Annotated in this window: 17 protein-coding genes; 6 read left to right on the forward strand and 11 right to left on the reverse strand. The window is 69.1% G+C overall.

Annotation, left to right across the window (positions count from 1 at the left end):
* Positions 1-11: 11 nt before the first annotated feature.
* The 3 genes from EV643_RS25550 to EV643_RS25560 all read right to left on the reverse strand — a co-directional run bounded on the left by EV643_RS25550 (position 12) and on the right by EV643_RS25560 (position 3,127).
* Positions 12-1,373: a neutral zinc metallopeptidase gene (locus tag EV643_RS25550; RefSeq protein WP_133802678.1), complete on the reverse strand. Its 1,362-nt coding sequence runs from the start codon at positions 1,371-1,373 to the stop codon at positions 12-14.
* A gap of 76 nt (positions 1,374-1,449) precedes the next feature.
* Positions 1,450-2,214, reverse strand: a complete 765-nt coding sequence (locus EV643_RS25555) for an SDR family oxidoreductase (RefSeq protein ID WP_238165794.1) — start codon at positions 2,212-2,214, stop codon at positions 1,450-1,452.
* A 100-nt stretch (positions 2,215-2,314) separates the two neighbouring features.
* Positions 2,315-3,127 carry an SURF1 family cytochrome oxidase biogenesis protein gene (locus tag EV643_RS25560; RefSeq protein ID WP_238165795.1) on the reverse strand — a complete coding sequence of 271 codons (813 nt, stop codon included), beginning with the start codon at positions 3,125-3,127 and terminating at the stop codon, positions 2,315-2,317.
* 69 nt (positions 3,128-3,196) lie between these two features.
* Here EV643_RS25560 and moaA point away from each other — a divergent pair, with 69 nt between their 5' ends.
* Positions 3,197-4,207, forward strand: coding sequence for a GTP 3',8-cyclase MoaA (gene moaA / locus EV643_RS25565; RefSeq protein WP_133802680.1), 1,011 nt, complete (start codon positions 3,197-3,199; stop codon positions 4,205-4,207).
* Between the two features lie 51 nt (positions 4,208-4,258).
* On the opposite strand, the gene EV643_RS25570 is transcribed toward moaA, so the two are convergent.
* Both EV643_RS25570 and EV643_RS25575 read right to left on the reverse strand, forming a co-directional pair.
* Positions 4,259-4,465 carry a hypothetical protein gene (locus EV643_RS25570; protein WP_133802681.1) on the reverse strand — a complete coding sequence of 69 codons (207 nt, stop codon included), beginning with the start codon at positions 4,463-4,465 and terminating at the stop codon, positions 4,259-4,261.
* 176 nt (positions 4,466-4,641) lie between these two features.
* Positions 4,642-4,977: a DUF3099 domain-containing protein gene (locus EV643_RS25575; RefSeq protein ID WP_133802682.1), complete on the reverse strand. Its 336-nt coding sequence runs from the start codon at positions 4,975-4,977 to the stop codon at positions 4,642-4,644.
* Between the two features lie 74 nt (positions 4,978-5,051).
* Here EV643_RS25575 and EV643_RS25580 point away from each other — a divergent pair, with 74 nt between their 5' ends.
* The 5 genes from EV643_RS25580 (at position 5,052) to EV643_RS25600 (ending at position 9,498) form a co-directional block, all read left to right on the forward strand.
* The gene (locus EV643_RS25580) at positions 5,052-5,264 is read left to right on the forward strand and encodes a dodecin (protein ID WP_133802683.1); all 213 of its coding nucleotides are present in this window, start codon (positions 5,052-5,054) and stop codon (positions 5,262-5,264) included.
* A 142-nt stretch (positions 5,265-5,406) separates the two neighbouring features.
* A complete protein-coding gene (gene fabG / locus EV643_RS25585) occupies positions 5,407-6,111 on the forward strand; it encodes a 3-oxoacyl-[acyl-carrier-protein] reductase (protein WP_133802684.1) in 705 nt (234 codons plus the stop codon).
* 27 nt (positions 6,112-6,138) lie between these two features.
* Positions 6,139-6,909, forward strand: coding sequence for an enoyl-ACP reductase FabI (gene fabI / locus EV643_RS25590; protein ID WP_133802685.1), 771 nt, complete (start codon positions 6,139-6,141; stop codon positions 6,907-6,909).
* 20 nt (positions 6,910-6,929) lie between these two features.
* Positions 6,930-8,600, forward strand: coding sequence for a Mur ligase family protein (locus tag EV643_RS25595; protein ID WP_238165796.1), 1,671 nt, complete (start codon positions 6,930-6,932; stop codon positions 8,598-8,600).
* Positions 8,601-8,637: 37 nt separating this feature from the next.
* Positions 8,638-9,498 carry a hypothetical protein gene (locus EV643_RS25600; RefSeq protein WP_133802687.1) on the forward strand — a complete coding sequence of 287 codons (861 nt, stop codon included), beginning with the start codon at positions 8,638-8,640 and terminating at the stop codon, positions 9,496-9,498.
* Between the two features lie 64 nt (positions 9,499-9,562).
* On the opposite strand, the gene EV643_RS25605 is transcribed toward EV643_RS25600, so the two are convergent.
* The 6 genes from EV643_RS25605 to EV643_RS25630 all read right to left on the reverse strand — a co-directional run bounded on the left by EV643_RS25605 (position 9,563) and on the right by EV643_RS25630 (position 16,689).
* Positions 9,563-10,396 carry a hypothetical protein gene (locus EV643_RS25605; RefSeq protein ID WP_133802688.1) on the reverse strand — a complete coding sequence of 278 codons (834 nt, stop codon included), beginning with the start codon at positions 10,394-10,396 and terminating at the stop codon, positions 9,563-9,565.
* Positions 10,393-10,923, reverse strand: a complete 531-nt coding sequence (locus tag EV643_RS25610; protein WP_133802689.1) for a SigE family RNA polymerase sigma factor — start codon at positions 10,921-10,923, stop codon at positions 10,393-10,395. The genes EV643_RS25605 and EV643_RS25610 overlap by 4 nt, the downstream gene beginning before the upstream one ends.
* A 54-nt stretch (positions 10,924-10,977) precedes the next feature.
* Positions 10,978-12,198 (reverse strand): Dyp-type peroxidase, encoded by a 1,221-nt coding sequence (locus EV643_RS25615; RefSeq protein WP_238165797.1) that lies wholly within the window; start codon positions 12,196-12,198, stop codon positions 10,978-10,980.
* Positions 12,195-12,698, reverse strand: coding sequence for a copper chaperone PCu(A)C (locus tag EV643_RS25620; RefSeq protein ID WP_166665584.1), 504 nt, complete (start codon positions 12,696-12,698; stop codon positions 12,195-12,197). The genes EV643_RS25615 and EV643_RS25620 overlap by 4 nt, the downstream gene beginning before the upstream one ends.
* Before the next feature lie 77 nt (positions 12,699-12,775).
* The gene (cphA, locus tag EV643_RS25625) at positions 12,776-15,601 is read right to left on the reverse strand and encodes a cyanophycin synthetase (RefSeq protein WP_133802690.1); all 2,826 of its coding nucleotides are present in this window, start codon (positions 15,599-15,601) and stop codon (positions 12,776-12,778) included.
* The gene (locus tag EV643_RS25630; protein ID WP_133802691.1) at positions 15,598-16,689 is read right to left on the reverse strand and encodes a cyanophycinase; all 1,092 of its coding nucleotides are present in this window, start codon (positions 16,687-16,689) and stop codon (positions 15,598-15,600) included. The genes cphA and EV643_RS25630 overlap by 4 nt, the downstream gene beginning before the upstream one ends.
* Between the last annotated feature and the right edge of the window lie 80 nt (positions 16,690-16,769).

Consider the following 16,769-nt stretch of genomic DNA (forward strand, 5'->3'; position numbering starts at 1 on the left):
CCTCTGGGCGGTCAGATGCAGGCCGTCAAGCCTTCGAAGACTCCGGTGCGGAGGGATTTGGTGCGGCCGAAGGCGCCGCCTCGGTCCATTCGGCGGCCGTCGTCGGTGAAGGTGCTGGCGATGATCGCGGTGAGGGCCTCGTCGAGGTCGCCGGGGGACAGCGGTGAGCTGGCCAGATCACCCGCCGCCAGGGAAGCGATCCAGGCCCCGGTGAAACAGTCGCGTTGGAGCCCCGCGCGCTGCCCAGTCGTCGGCAGACCCGCCTGCGCCTGGGCAGCCTGCCCCCACGCATCACTGAGCGCGGCACCCGTCGCGAGGTCTCCAATCCGTGCGTGGAGTGCGGCGAGTTGCGTCGTCAGCAGATCAACGGTCGACGTCGCCGCGCAGTACTCGACCAGGCGCTCGTCCTCCGGATCCTGGTCACCTGGACACTCCGGCAGCCGGTCAGCCTGCACCGGACGAAGGGTCGGCGACGAGAAGCTCCTGCCTGCCGCGATCCGGCGTACGGCGGTTGCCCAGAACGTATCGAGATTCCCGGACAGCACCTGGACGGTCTGGGCGAATGGCAGATTGCCCCCGGACTGCGCCTCGGCCTCAGTCCGGAACGGCAGCTCGGTGGTGACGACACCTTCCGACGGGAACGACGCGCACCGGCCGGCGCCTTGCTCATAGCCAGTCTGGAACGCGTTGACGCGGTCGAAACCGAGTCCGTGGGCCTGCGCCGCCGCAGCGGTTGTGCCCGGCTGGTCGCGCAGTACGAGGACTGTGGCGACGGCACTGTCGAGGGCGCCGTCGGTGATGACGACCGGATCGTCCTGGCTCGTCTCGGCGAAGCGGATCCAGGAACCGGCGAAGCAGTCGGCCTGGAGTTCGATCACGACCGAGCGGGCCTGTACGGCGGCGCGGGCCTGGATGGCGTGACCAACCTCGTGCGCGAGCACGATCGCGGGGGCGATACTGCCGAACTGGTTCGCGAGCTGTGGGAACAGGCCGGCCGCGTCCCAGGCGATGAAGTCGTCGGCCGGGCAGTAGAAGGCGTTGCCGCGGAGGTCCTGGTAGGTCTGCCGCTGGCCGGAGCAGGAGAAGGGTTCGCTCTCCGGTGTCTTGGGCTGGAAACCGCCGGCAAGTTCGATGAAGGTGCGCTGGTAGGTGGTGGGGAGTTCGCCGGTCCAGTAGGTGATCAGGCTCTGCTGGGCGGTCCTGGTGATGTCGTCGACGGCCGCGCTGGGACGGCCGAGTTCGATCCGATCGGTCGGTGGTTCGTCCTGGCGGGCGGGCGAGACGATGATGATGACCACGATCAGGGCCGCGACGATCGCGACCAGCACCAGCGAGCTCGCCGCGCCCAGCTGGCGGCGGTTCGAGGTTTGCATGGCTGGCCCCTGTCTGCTCGACGGCCAGGCAGGCACCGCTATCTCCTGGCGAGAACCATCATCCGCCGGAACAGCCTCAGAGTGCGCGCAGGAAGCCGCCGTCGACCGGGATCATCGCGCCGGTGACGTAGGAGGCAGCGGGGGAGAGGATGAAGGCGGCGGCCCGGCCGAACTCCTCGGGGCTGCCGTAGCGGCGGAGCGGGATGAGCTTCTCGGCGGTACGACGAGCCGCCTCGGGGTCGCCTGCCCGGCCGTCGAGCTCGCGAAGCCGGTCGGTCGCGATCCGGCCGGGGAGCAGGCCGTTGACGCGGATGCCGTTCGGTCCCAGCTCGTCGGCGAGGGTCTTCGCGACCATCGCGAGCCCGGGGCGCAGACCGTTCGAGATCGCCAGGTTGGTCAGTGGCGCCTTCACCGACGACGAGAGCACGAACGCGATCGACGTCCCCTCGGCACCGGACCGGGCGACCGATCGCGCGATCCGCAGTCCGCCCAGGAAAACGCTGTCGAAAGCGGCCCGCCAGTCGTCCTCGTCGGTCTCCAGCGCCGTCCCCGGACGCGGTCCGCCGACGCTGATCAGGGCGCCGTGCAGCTCGCCCCACTTGGCGATCGCGGTCGCGGCGAGCCGTTCCGCGCTCTCCGGGTCGGCGTTGTCGACCGGTATACCGACCACGTTGCTGCCCAGCTCGGCGGCGGCCTGCGCGATCGACTGCTCGTTCCGGCTGGAGATCACCAGCCGCGCGCCTTCGGCGGCAAGCACCTTCGCTGTGGCGAAGCCGAGTCCACCGCTGGCACCGGTGACGATGTACGTGCGATCGCGAAGTCCGAGGTCCACGGCAACCATCCTGCCGTACTACGCTCCGGCCCGCTTCCGCGCGCGCCGCGTCGGCCCGGCGACGTCTCATTCCATGGACGTGCTGGTGGCCGTCGGCAAACACTCGAAACTAGTTGCGCACGGCAACATCAGCGTCGGCCCCGGACTCAGGTTCCGACTCGGCCCCGGACTCTGGTTCAGCGGGATCGGCTGGTTCCTTGGACTTTCGGACGTCCTGCCTGGAGAAGTAGACGAGCCCTCCGACCGCGAGCAGGGCGAAGAAGAACCACTGCAGCGCGTAGAAGAAGTGCGGCCCGTTGTCGATCTCCGGCCCTGGGAAACCATCGAATGCCGGGTCGGCCGCCGGCTCCTGGTGATCCACCGTCAGGTACCCGTCGTACAACTTCAGCCCCAGCGCCGCGCCGTACTCGGGTCCGTTGATGAGCCGGGCGGTCCCGTCGACCGGCGTACCGCCACTCGTGTGCCCGCCCCGCTCGCTTCGCCGTACCCGACCGGTGACCGTGACGTCCCCACTCGGCACAGCGGGCACGGAAGCCGGTGCGAGCTCGCCACCTTGGCGCGGCAAGAACCCTCGATCGACCAGCACCGCGGTCCCGTCCGCCATCACCAGCGGTGTGACGATCTCGAACCCGGGCCGGTCGTCCACGTTCCGATAGCGGACGACCACCTGCTTGGTCGCGTCGTAACGCCCAGTCACGACCGCGGTACGCCAGTCGTGCTGCTCACCGACGACATGGTCCGGACCAACGATCTCGGCCAGTGGCGTCGGCGCAGCCGCGAGGTTGCTCCGGGTGACCTCGTTGCGCGCCTCCCGTTCCTGCAGCCGGTGGAGCTGCCAACGGCCGAGCTGAACGCAGGCCCCGGCGAGCACCAGGATCACCAGCGCGGCCCCGAACCACCGGACATTCATCAAGCGACGCACGCTTCGAACTTAAGCCATGACGTAGAACACATCGCGCTCGACCGCCCCCGCAGACGTACGCTTACGAAGGTGACGACCACGACGCAGCTTGGCCTGGCCGACAATTACGGCCGGCTCGCAACCGATCTCAGGGTGTCCCTGACCGACCGGTGCAACCTGCGCTGCAGCTACTGCATGCCCGAGGAAGGCCTCGACTGGCTGCCCAAACCCGAGCTGCTGACCGACGACGAAGTGGTCCGCCTGGTCTCCGTCGCGGTCACCCTGCTCGGCGTCGACGAAATCCGCTTCACCGGTGGCGAGCCGCTGCTCCGGCGCGGTCTGGTCGACATCGTTGCCCGGACGACGCAACTCCTGCCCCGGCCGCAGGTGTCCCTCACCACCAACGGAATCGGGCTGGCCCGGCAGGCCGTGGCGCTCCGCGAGGCCGGCCTGGACCGGGTCAACGTCAGCCTGGACACGATCCGGCCGGACACCTTCCAGCAACTCGCCCGGCGGGACCGGTTGAACGACGTCATCGCCGGTCTCGAGGCGGCCCAGGCGGCCGGCCTGACCCCGGTGAAGGTGAACGCCGTCCTGATGCGCGGCGTGAACGACCAGCAGGCACCGGAGCTGCTCGAGTACTGCCTGGACCACGGCTACGAGCTGCGTTTCATCGAGCAGATGCCGCTGGACGCGCAACACGGCTGGAACCGGGCGACCATGGTCACCGCCGACGAGATCCTCGCCCAGCTCGGCGACCGCTTCGGGCTGGAGCCGACGGACGCGGCGGCCCGGGGGAGTGCGCCGGCGGAGTCCTTCACCGTCCGAGGCGGGCCGCAGACAGTCGGCATCATCGCGTCGGTGACCCGGCCGTTCTGCGGCGACTGCGACCGGGTCCGGCTGACCGCCGACGGCCAGGTCCGGGACTGCCTGTTCGCCCGGACCGAGTCCGATCTCCGGACAGCACTGCGCGGAGGGGCCGATGACGAGGAACTCGCCGAACGCTGGCGGAAAGCGATGCGCGGCAAGCTTCCGGGGCACGGGATCGCCGATCCGACCTTCCTGCAACCCGCCCGGCCGATGTCAGCCATCGGCGGCTGACAATCTAAACCGGAAATTTACTTTTTCGCCCGTAACGCTGTCGTTGTAAAGTCACCCGGCAACGAAAGGGTCGACTTCCCGCAGGAATGACCGGCGGGCCAGGAAGTCGCTCAGACTCTCCTTGTGCTGATCGCAGGCCAGCCAGGTCTTGCGCCGATCAGGGGTGTGGATCTTGGGGTTGTTCCACCGCAGCGCCCAGGTCGCCTGTTCGCCGCATCCCCTTGCAGAGCACGTGGACGGCAGTTCTTCTTCGGTCATCGGCAATTGTTCCTGATGGCTCAATAATCAAAAGTCTGGGGAAATGAAGCGACGTCGGACAGCCACGGGGGGAGCCGTCCGACGCCGCATCAAGACCCTGAATTCCATCCGTGAACTTCAGAGCACGCGGGAGATTCTGACACGAATCAGTCTTGAGAATCCAGTCCCGACGCGGATCACTTTTCGGTGTCGTCTCCCGGGCCTGGTTCGGACCTCTGATCGGGGTCGAGTTGCGGACGGCCGGGAGCCAGATAGGCGTCCGCGCTGGCCACACTGACCGTCTTCCGCGCGTTCGCCAGCACCACCGCGACGTACGGCAGGAAGATCGCCGCCACGACGAACATCCACCGCCATGGCGAGGGGGTCAGCACCGCCAGCACGAAGCAGACGATCCGGATCGACATCATCCAGGCGTAGCGCGCGATCCGGCTGTCCAGATCCTCGGACCGGCCGGGCTGCGCAGTGGTCACCGAGATGACCGTTTCGTGGTCCCGTCCACGTCGACGCGGCATCTATCCTCCTCACCAGGAACAACGGTACGCCGCGGCTCCCAGCGCCGCTGCGGCCACCTTCGAAGGGAACAGCGATGACGGATCGCACGTACCGGGTCAGCGAGATCGTGGGCACATCGAAGGAAGGGGTCGACCAGGCGATCAAGAACGGGATCAAGCGGGCCGGCGAGACGCTGCGGCACCTGGACTGGTTCGAGGTGACCGAGGTTCGCGGCCACATCGTCGACAACGAGATCGACCACTACCAGGTCGGCCTCAAGGTCGGATTCCGGCTCGAAGACTCCTGACCGGCCGTACTCCGGCCGTGGTGGGCCGCCCGGGTCGCAGTACCGGCCAGGGCGGGCGATAGCGTTCGTCCGGCAGCCAATGATCGGCCCAGTGTTCGGTCCGGAGATCGGCATGGTGTTCGGCTAGTGAGGGAGAGTGTTCGTGGCTAGATCGGTACTCGTCACCGGGGGCAACCGGGGCATCGGTTACTCGATCGCGACGGCGTTCGCGGCGGCGGGCGACAAGGTCGCGGTCACCTACCGCAGCGGTGAGCCGCCGGAGGGATTCCTCGGCGTCAAGTGTGACGTCACCGACACCGAGCAGGTGGCCGCCGCGTTCGACAAGATCGAGGCCGAGCACGGCCCGGTCGAGGTGCTGGTGGCCAACGCCGGCATCACCCGCGACACGCTCCTGCTGCGGATGTCCGACGACGACTGGGACGCCGTCATCCAGACGAACCTGACCGGCTCGTTCCGGGTCGCCAAGCGGGCCGCCAAGGGCATGCTGCGGATGCGCAAGGGCCGGATCGTCTTCATCTCCTCGGTGGTCGGCATGCTCGGCTCGCCGGGCCAGGTGAACTACGCGGCCAGCAAGTCCGGCCTGATCGGGATGGCCCGGTCGATGGCCCGTGAGCTCGGCAGCCGCGGCATCACCGCGAACGTGGTCGCGCCCGGTTTCGTCGAGACCGACATGACCGCGGTGCTGCCAGAGGAGACCCAGAAGCAGTACCTCAGCCAGATCCCGCTCGGCCGGTTCGGCCTGACCGAGGAGATCGCGAACGCCGTGAAGTGGATCGCCAGCGAGGAAGCCGGCTACATCACCGGCGCGGTGATCCCGGTCGACGGCGGCATCGGCATGGGCAACTAACCACACTCATCCAGAAAGGGGACGCCGGTGGGCATCCTCGACGGCAAGCGGATCCTGGTCGCCGGAGTCACCCTCGACTCCTCGATCGGGTTCGCGACCGCGAAGGTGGCGCAGGAACAGGGCGCCACCGTGCTGATCTCGAACTTCGGCCGTGCGCTGAACATCACCAAGCGGATCGCCGGCCGGCTCCCGGTCACCCCGCCGGTGCTCGAGCTGGACGTGACCGATCCCGAGCATCTGGCCGCGCTGCCGGACGCGATCCGCGAGCACGTGGACGGCCTGGACGGTGTCGTCCACTCGATCGCGTACGGGAATCCGGAGACGATCCTCGGCGGCAAGTTCCTGGACGGTCCATGGGACGACGTGTCCCGCGCGCTGCAGGTGTCGGCGTACAGCCTGAAGGCGCTGGCGGTGACGTGTGCGCCGTTGATGGGTCGCGGTGGCAGCATCGTCGGGCTGACCTTCGACGCGACCGTGGCCTGGCCCGGGTACGACTGGATGGGGGTCGCGAAGGCGGCGCTGGAGTCCACCTCGCGGTACCTGGCCCGCGATCTCGGGCCGCAGGGGATCCGCTGCAACCTGGTCTCGGCCGGACCGCTGAAGACGCTGGCGGCGAAGGCGATCCCGGGCTTCGAGAAGTTCGAGGAGCCGTGGCTGGACCGCGCCCCGCTCGGCTGGGACCCGGCCGACCTGGAGCCGACCGGCAAGTCCATCGTCGGCCTGCTCAGCGACTTCTTCCCGGCCACCACCGGCGAGATCATCCACGTCGACGGCGGCTACCACGCGATGGGCGCGTGATAGTGGCCCCCACATCCTTGGTGGAGCTCCGGGTTCTCGACGGAGCCAACCTGTACTTCAGCCGGGCGGCGGTCAAGCTCACTCTCGACCTGACCAGCCTGATCGACGCACCGGCGCCCCAGGCGAAGGCGTATGCCTCGGCGCTGGGGCTGGGCAGCACCCGGCCCGGCCGGATCGGTTCGGGCTTCCGGCAACGGTTCGCGATCCGGGTGGTCGGCCACATCGTCCGGCGGATCGCCCGCGAGGCGGGGATCGGGCGGATCGGCGTACGGGTCCGGGCGGTTGCGGACGTGCACCGGCTGGTGGTCGCGTACCCGTGGGCACACGAGGGCCGGGCCCGGGCGCTCGGCGCGGCGATCGTCGAGGTGGTCGACGCGTTCGGCTCCGACCACCTGACCGAGCTGGTCGGCACCGTCGGCGACCGGGTCCGTAACGAGCCTGCCGGTGATCCGCCGCCGACCCTGCGGCCGAAGGTCCCGGTGGTCGCGGTCACGGGGACGAACGGCAAGACCACGACGTCGCGGATGATCGCGCACATCGGCCGCGCAGCCGGCCTGCACGTCGGCTGGTCCAGCACCGACGGCGTGTACTTCGACGGCGAGCTGGTCAAGTACGGCGACTTCTCCGGTCCGAGTGGAGCCGGCCAGGTGCTGTCCCAACCCGGTATCCAGCTCGCGGTCACCGAGACGGCCCGCGGCGGGATCCTACGGCGGGGAGTCGGGGTCGCCTACAACGACGTCTCGGTGGTCACCAACGTCACCGCGGACCACCTGGGCCTTGCCGGGATCGACACGATCGACCAGCTCGCCGAGGTGAAGGAGGTCATCACCCAGATCACCCGGCCGCGCGGGTGGTGCGTGGTGAACGGCGACGACCCGCGTACGTTCGCCATGCGGCTCGGGTCGCCGGCCAAGTGCTGGGTGTTCTCACGCGATCCCGATTCGCCGTCGATCCGGACCGTTCTGGACGAGGGCGGTCGCGCGACCACGGTCCTGGACGGGTACATCACAGTGCTCGACCAGGCGTCGGACGCCGAGGCGCTGGTCAAGGTCGTCGACGTACCGATGACGCTGTCCGGTCTGTCCCACTACAACCTGGAGAACGCGCTCGCCGCCGCCTCGGCCGCACTCGGGCTCGGTTTGCCCCGGACCGCGGTGGTCGAGGGGCTGACCTCGTTCGCGCCGAACGAGAACAACCCCGGCCGGATGAACATGTACTCCGTCCGCGACTTCACCGTGGTCATCGATCTGGCCCACAACGAGGCCGGTCTCGAGGCGCTACTGGAGATCATGAACGGCGTCCGGCAACCGGGCGGCCAGCTGCTGCTCGCATTGGGCTCGCCGGGGGACCGGGCCGACGACATGGTGTCGACGATGGGCGCGATCGGGGCCCGCGGCGCGGATCGGGTGGTGATCGGGCACAAGGACACCTACCTGCGCGGCCGGCCGCCCGAGGAGCTGGACGCCGTGTTCCGGGCGGGGACGAGTTCGGTCGGCGTCGACGACGTACCGTCCTTCCCGACCGAGCTGGACGCGGCCAAGGCGCTGGTCGGGGAGGCCCAGCCGGGGGACGTGGTCGCGATCATGTCTCTGCAGGATCGGGCGAGTCTTGACGCCTGGTTGCGGGCCGAGGGGGCTACGGTCGATACGCCGGAGATCTTGCGCGGCAAGGTCGAGCGAGCCCAGCACTGAGCCCCTGCCGCCCGGAGAGGGGCGGAATCGGGGTTTCATGCGGTATCTGTGGACGGTCCCGGCGGCCGTGATCGCCTGGTTCGTGGCCGGTTTCGCGCCGACCTATCTGGCCGGGCTGCCGGCCGGGACCACCACGTTCGTCCCAGCCGCCTCGTCGCGGCTGGACCTGCTCGTGCTCGGCGGGTACGCCGGCGGCGTCGTGGCCGGGTTGCTGGTGAGGCGTCTGCGGATCGCCGCACCGGTGGTGCTGGTGGTTGCCGCCGGCACCTGGGGGCTCAGCGGGCACTCCCTCGACCAGCGGGACCTGCTGATCACGTTGCTGGCGGCAAGCGTCGTCGGCGGAGTGTTCGGCGCCATCGGCAGCCGGAGTTCGGTGTTCGCCGCCTTCGCGCTGTCGTTGCCAGTCGCCTGGTACGCCGTCCGCCCGGCCGCTCGCTTGGACGATTGGCGCTGGCTCTGGCAGTTGAACGGCCTGCTCGTCGCCATGGGGCTCGCGCTCCTGCTCTACGTCTGTTGCTGGCGACGAGGCTGGAGTTCTGCGTTGTACTGGCCGTTCGTCGCAGCGGCGTACCTGCTGTCCTTCGCGATCGTCGACGGGGTGAAGGCGGTCGGGGGTGCTCAGGGCGGCCCGGTCAACGACGTGGCCGACGCCGGTACCGACGCCTTCTTCCAGGCCTTCGAGCCGATCCTGCGCGAGTACTGGCCGTGGCTCGTCCTGGCGGTCCTGCTCGCCATCCCGATGACCGCGCTCAAACTCCGGGCCCTGCCGCCACCCCCGCCGCCACCGGACCCGTACGCCGACCGCCCGAACGACGCCGTCCTGTCCGACGACCTCGACTGGATCGACCGAGACGAACCCCGGCGCCGACTGCTACCGGGGCGCACGCCGATCGCCTGACCCCTGCAGGTCGACCCTGTACGCCGACCCCCGTACGCCGGCGGTCGGCGTACAGGGGAACGGATCATTTGGCAGGCGTCGCGGTGGTGCAGGCCGTGTCGCACGGCATACCCGTGGGCACGTTGGTCGGCGCGTCGACCAACCACCCGGCCCCATCGCGTGGCGTGACCGACGTGATCTTGACGTCCTTCTTCGGGATCACCAGGGCAAAGAACCGCAGCTTGTCCGACGCAAAGGTCCCGACAGCGTCGGCCACGTAGGTCTTCCCGCCGGCCTTCACGTGCACCATGCGAGCCTCGGCCGACACCGCGCCCATCACCAGGGTCGCGTCGAGCTTCGTGGCGCTCTTCTCCGCGGCGTGAGCCTGGACCACGTGGTAGTTGCTGCGCTGCCCGGGGCGCCAGTCGCTGAAGCACACGTACGGGCGGCCGAAGCTGTTGGCCGGACCCTCGTCCGTGACCATGCAGCCGTACTGGGAGAACGCGAGCACTGCCCAGCTCTCGGTCGAGATCTCTCCCTTGGCGATGTAGTACGCATTCGGCTTGTACGCGTTCGCGTCCGGCATCTTCGTGAAGATCTCGTCCGACCAGGGCAAGGGCATAATCGTGCTGTGATCTCCGGTCGGGGTCGGCGTTGCCGGCCCCGTAGGCGTCGTCGATGGGGGCGGCGGGGCGAAGCCGGCGACTCCGGGTTCGACGCCACCGGACCGAAGGGTGCCGAGCACCGGACCGGCGGCGAGCACGGCAGCCGTGGCGGCCGCGGTCACCAGCACGGCGGCGGTACCGCGGCGGCGACGCTGCCGGCGCTTGATGCGAAGGCGGATCGGGGCTGCGGGGTCGGCCGGCTCCGGCCGCGCGTCTGTCAGTACTGCGAGTTTGGTGCTCAGGTCGTCGGTCATGCGGTTCCCCTTCCGGCCAGGTCGGCCAGCTGGTCGGGCGTTACGAACTGGGTGTGCGCGCGGAGTCCGTCCAGACCACGCCGGGTGTGCTGCTTCACGGATCCCACCGAGCAGCCGAGCAGCTCGGCCACCTTCTGCTCGGACAGGTCCTCGGCGTACCGCAGGTAGACGGCGGCTCGCTGACGCGGGCTCAACTGCCGCATCGCCTCCTGCAGCGCGAGCCGATCGTCGACCTGGCCGGTGACCGGGCCGATCGCGACATCGGGCGGTGTCTCCGTCGGGCGTTCACCGGTCCAGCGGCGCCGGGTGCTCGACAGATACGTCGTGGTGACGATCCGGCGCAGATACCCCTCCGGGCTCCCGCCGCGCACCTTCTTCCAGTGGAACCACAGCTTGGTGAAGGCTTCCTGGGCGAGGTCTTCGGCCCGCTGGTGATCGAGGGTCAACGCGTAGGCGAGTCGCGCGGTCGCGGTCCAGCGAGCTCGCACGAAGGCGTCGAAGTCCTCGTCGATCGAGTCTTTCCTCATCGGCATCCCTTCCTCACCCCAAGAACGCCTTGACCGACGTTCCAGGGTGACAGGTCAGCCGAGCAGGGCCTGCGCCAGCCAGCCGCTCTCAGTAAAGCCGGGCGGGAGGGCGAAGACGGCCGAACCGATCGTGGTGGTCCACTCGTTGAGGGCGTCGGACGCATCCAGGCGGGCCAGCAGCGGGAGGAACTGGCCGGCCACGTCCGCCTGGTAACTGAGGAAGATCAGGCCGTTCTCTCGGGTCGGCCCGGTGTCTTGGACGTAGTTCAGGCCTTTGCGGAAGATCCGGCGACCGTCGTTCTCGCTGTGATGGGAGAGGCGGGCGTGCGCGTTCTCGGCGATCACCAGTCGCCCGTCGGCATCGCGGGCCTCGATGTCGAGTTCGTCGTGCTCGGCGGATCCGGTCAGGGGTGCGCCGGTGGACAGTTTGCGGCCGACCGCGCGTTCCTGTTCGGATCGGGTCAGCTCGTCCCAGGTGTCCAGGTTCAGCTTGATCCGCCGTACGACGAGGGTGGTGCCGCCGCGGAACCAGTCGGGCGTGTCGGCCCACACGGTCGCGTCGAAGTCCGGCGTACCGGGGGCTGGGTTGCCGGTCCCGTCGACCTGGCCGAAGAGGTTCCGGCCGGTGACGGGTTGGCCGTCGGGGCCGGTGCCGTTCCAGAATCCGGTCTGCCGCCAAGCCGGTCGCGCGAATGGGGCCGCGTCCGCCACCAGCCGTCGTACGGCGTGGACGACGCTGACGGCATCGTCCGCCCCGACGAGCAGGAGCAGATCCCCACCTGACCAGGCCGCCTGCAATCGGTCGTGGCGCATCACGGGCAGATCGTCGAATCCGGCCGGCTTCGATCCTGTCAGGGCGAACACCCGTGCCCCGAGACCGACCGTCACCGTCAACGCAGCGTTGGGCACCGCCAACTCAGGTGCAGTGTCACCCGGCGCCGGACGACCCGCCGTCAACGCGACGATGTCCGCCGTCCACAACCGCATCAGGCGGCCGAGCGCGGCCTTGTTCGTGCCCGGGAGCAGGTTCAACGCCACCAACTCGGCATGCTTCGGAGATAGCGCCGCGATCGCAGGCTGATGCTCACCGTACGGCGAGATGTCGCGGGCAACCATTTCGGCCGCTTGGTGGCTCGCGTCGTCGGCTCGTCTCGCGGCCGCCACGCCACCCGCGCCGCCTGCGACGGCGCCCGCCACGGCGACCCCGGCGTACCCCAGCAACCGCCGCCGACTCGGCGTGGTTGGGGGTTCGGCCGGAATGTGTGGTGCGGTCAAGAGGTCGGGGTCTCGGATGGGTGGTAGTGCTCTTCCTCCTCGGTGAACGCCTTCACCGGGACGGTCAGGTCGTGCGAGGTCCCGTCGGAGAACTTGAGCGTCACCGGCACCTCGTCGCCGGGCTTGAGCGCCTTGGTCAGCTGCATCAGCATCACGTGGTCGCCGCTGGGTGCGAGATGGGCATGCGAGCCGGCCGGGACGTTGATCCCACCCGCCTTCTCCTGCATCACCATCTTGCCGTCCTTCATCGCCATCTCGTGCAACTGAACCATTCCGGCCGCCGGAGAGGTTGCCGAGGTCAACTTGATGTCCGCGTTCCCGGGGTTCGTCAGCGACATGAACGCGGCCGTCATCGTGGTGTCCTTGGCCCCGATCGTCGCCCGCACCCAGGCGTCTTCAACAAGCACAGTCGGCGCGCTTGCCGCGACCTGCGTGGCCCGCTCTTTCTCGGAAGAACCACATGACACCAGCAGGGGGAGGGCAACAACGACACATGCCATCAGCAACTTCTTCTTCACGGTCAGGCCAACGACGCTGTACCGAACGGAGTTCCGGGCAACAAGGTGTCGCCGCTCACCTATTCCGTTGCCGTATCAGTTTCCTCCTCCGGCTGAACGAAGTCCGGGTCGCCGCCCTCGTCACCGGACCGCGCGCCTGCCTGAGCTAGATGTGACACCGACTCCAGTTCGGTCAGCACCGTCTGATGCTGGTCGACGCAGAGCACCACCAGATCACCCGGGTTCGACCGGGTCAGCGCGTGCTGGACCGCGGACAGCTCGTCCAGCACGATCTCCACCTGGCGGCAGCGCGCACCCTGCTCCATCGCGGACCGCACGCCTTCGCTGACCAACTCGGCCGACTCACCCCGCTTCCGGCCGCGCAACCGCGCGTCCTCCCGGACCACCAGTACGTCGAAGTGGTGCGCCGCGACCTCACCGAGCTCGCGCATGTCGTCGTCACGCCGGTCGCCCGCGGTCGCGACCACGCCGATCCGCGAGGGCCGTCCAACCTCCGACGAGGCGCCGAGACTCTCGCCCAGTTTGTCGACGAAGTCGCCGAGCATCCGCATCGCCGGCGCGTTGTGGCAGTAGTCGACGATCACGTGCCGGCCGTCGACCTCGACCTCGTTCAGCCGGCCGGGGGAGAGGTAGTACGAGGTGTTGAACGTCCGCAGGCCCTGCCGGATGTCGTGCAGCGGCGCGCCCGCGGCGAAGGCAGCCGCGGCCGCGGCCATCCCGTTCTGCACGTTCATCATCGCCCGCCCACCGAACGTTGCCGGCAGCAAGTGGGTCCAGGCCAGCTGCATCGATCGCCGGCCGTGCTTCATGACGATCATGTCGCCCAGGTCCGACCGCTCCAGCACGACCGCGCGACCACCCCGGCGGCAGTGCCCCTCGATGTAGTCGCGCACCTCGCTGCCCGCCTCGGCGATGCTGAACCACACGACCTGGCCCGAACACCTCCGCCGCATCTTGCGCACCAGCGGATCGTCCGCGTTCAGTACGGCGAACCCGTCCCGCGGCACCGCCTCCACCAGTACGGCCTTGACGTCGGCCAACTGCTCCAGTGTCTCGACACCCCGCATCCCGAGGTGGTCCGGCTGGATGTTCAGCACCACGGCGACGTCGTTGCGCTCGTACCCGAGACCCTCGCGGAGGATGCCGCCCCGGGCCACCTCGAACACGGCGAAGTCGACCCGCGGGTTCTGCAGCACCATCCGCGCCGACTTCGGTCCGGACGCGTCCGAGCGGATCACCAGCCGCTCGTCGATCACGATGCCGTCGGTGGACGTCATCCCGACCTTGCGGCCCATCCCCTTGAAGACATGGCTGATCATCCGCGCGGTGGTGGTCTTGCCGTTCGTACCGGTCACCGCGACGATCGGGATCCGGCTGGTCGCCCCCGGCGGGAACAGCATGTCGACCACCGGCTTGGCGATGTACTGCGGGTCGCCGATCGTCGGATTCGTGTGCATCCGGAACCCGGGCGCGGCGTTCACCTCGCAGATCGCGCCGCCGGTCTCACGGACCGGCTGGGTGATGTCGGGGCAGATGAAGTCGATCCCGGCGATGTCCAGCCCGACGATCCGGGCCGCCTCCTCGGCGATCTCGACGTTCTCCGGGTGCGCCTCGAAGGTCCGGTCGATCGAGATCCCGCCGGTGGACATGTTGCCGGTCAGGGTCAGCTTGACCATGGTCTCCTCGGGCGGCACGTCGTCCAGCTCGAAGCCCTGGCTGCGGACCAGCTCCCGGGCCGCGGCGTTCACGGTGATCCGGGTCAGGATCTTCTCGTGCCCGACCCCGCGGCGCGGATCGGCGTTGGTGATCTCGACCAGCTCGGCGACCGTGTGCACGCCGTCGCCGACCACATGCGCCGGCACCCGCTCGGCGATCGCCTCCATCCGCCCGTTGATGATCAGGCAGCGATAGTCCTTGCCGGTGACGAAGTTCTCCACGATCACCCAGCCGCGCCGCGACTGCCCGGCCGCGATCGGGAACGCCTCCCGTACTTCGTCCGCGTCCTGCAGGTTGAGGCACACCCCGCGGCCGTGGTTCCCGTCGAGCGGTTTGCAGACGACCGGGTAGCCGATCTTGTTGGCGAGCGAGACCGCATCTTCGACGGTGCGCACCGAGTCCGACCGCGGTACCGGGAGGCCGGCGGAGGCGAGCAGCCGGGTGGTCAGCTCCTTGTCGCTGGCGATGTCGACCGCGATCGAACCGGTCTCCGACGTCATCGTGGCCCGGATCCGCTTCGCGTGCACACCCTGGCCGAGCTGGACCAGGCTGGCCTTGTTCAGCCGGATCCACGGGATGTCGCGGGACACCGCCTCGTCCACGATCGCCTGCGTCGACGGCCCGAACGCGGATCGCTCGGCCTGCTTGATGAAGCGCTCGAGCTCGGTGGTGAAGTCGAAGGCCGGATCCGGCTGGACCAGGTGGTTGACGAACCGGACCGCGAGTTCACCGGCGGCGATGCCGACCGTCTCGTCGGCGTACGCGTAGGTGATGTTGTAGCGACCGGGCACGCCCTTGACCTGACGGGTCTTGCCGCGACGCATGTCGTGACCGGCCTCCTGCTGCAGCTGCAGGGAGACGTGCTCGGCGATGTGGCCGAGCCAGGTGCCCTCGTGCAGGCGCTCGATGAACCCGCCCCTGCGGCCGCGCGAACAGTGGTGCTGGTCGAGCCGGGGCAGGTCGGCCAGCAGGCGTTCGGTGAAGCCGGGAATCGAGTTCGAGGGGAAGCTCTCCAGCGAGCCCAGATCGACGACGAGATGAATCGCCGGGTCGTAGCTCCAGACGTTCGGACCGCGGTAGACGCGGGTCTCGATGATCTTCAGGTCCGGGCTCGGCGTGCCGTGGATCTGGCCCTGGCTCGGGGTTGGCGTCGGGGTGGTGTCGGTCATGCGGTCCCACTGTCTGGTTGCGGCGTGCTGGTCTGGTCGGCATCGTGCTGGAGGTCGGCGCCCGCGCTCAACGGCTCGGTCGCCCCCGGTCTGGACTGACCGGCCGCGGCCGACCGTTTGGACGTCTTCGCGACCCGTTTGCCGGCCCGGCGCTTGCGCTCGGCGTAGTACCTCGGCGACACCCCCTCGGCCGCGATCTCCTTGGCCAGCTTGCGCAGGTCCGCCTCGGCCGCCTGGAGCTCGGCCAGTTCCTCGGCCGGCGGCTGCGGTCCGTACGACAACAGCGTCCGCGCGCTCAGGTCGAACGTCGCCGTCGCAGGCAGCACGTGCAGGACGACACCCGACGCCAGGATCGCTTCGGACCCCTTCGCGGAGGCCGCGTTCGAGGTGATCCGGCTGCCGTCGAAGATGGTCACCGCACCCCGGCCGACCACCTCAAGATGCGATCCCCGTACGACGGCGGCCGTGTCCTCGTCGACGCCGATCCCGAGCAGCCCGGGGGACTGGGCGACGAGCGAGAGCAGCCGGCCGTACCGGTTCCGCTGGGCGAAGTGCTGGTCCACGATCGCGCCCTGCACCAGCCCGAGTCCGCCGGCCAACTGGCTCATCCGCTGCCTAGGGGTCGCCCCCGACCGCCCGAACGCGATCATGTGCTCGGCCAGGATGCTCGCCCCCGCCGACGTCCCACCGACCGCGGCACCCCGCGCATGCGCGGCCGTCACGGCCCGCCCGAACGCCGTACCGGTGACCACGCCGCTCAGCTTCAACTGGTTGCCACCAGTCATGAACACCCCGGTCGCGGTCGCCAGCGGTTCGAAGAAGGCGGGATCGTCGGCGTCCTCACGAGTCTCCGGCCGGACCCCGACCACGCTCTCGGCACCCAGCGCGGCGAACAGAGCGGAGTACACGTCGACCACATCAGGCCCCAACGCCGACGCCGTCGGCACCACCACGATCCGTGCCTTGGACCCACCAGCCGCTTCCACGAACTCCTGCAACACGGTCCGCTTCTTCAGCTTGTCCTCGGCACCACCGATCGCGAACAGAGCCCCCGGCCCGCTGCTCACCCCACCCAGCTGTTCTGACATACGCGAAGAATAGGTGGTTGACCCCTCCGATTCCTCTCGGTCACCCGGTACGCCGGCCGCGGGGTGGCGGCCGGCGTCTG

This window comes from Kribbella caucasensis, assembly GCF_004361855.1.
Lineage (GTDB): Bacteria > Actinomycetota > Actinomycetes > Propionibacteriales > Kribbellaceae > Kribbella > Kribbella caucasensis.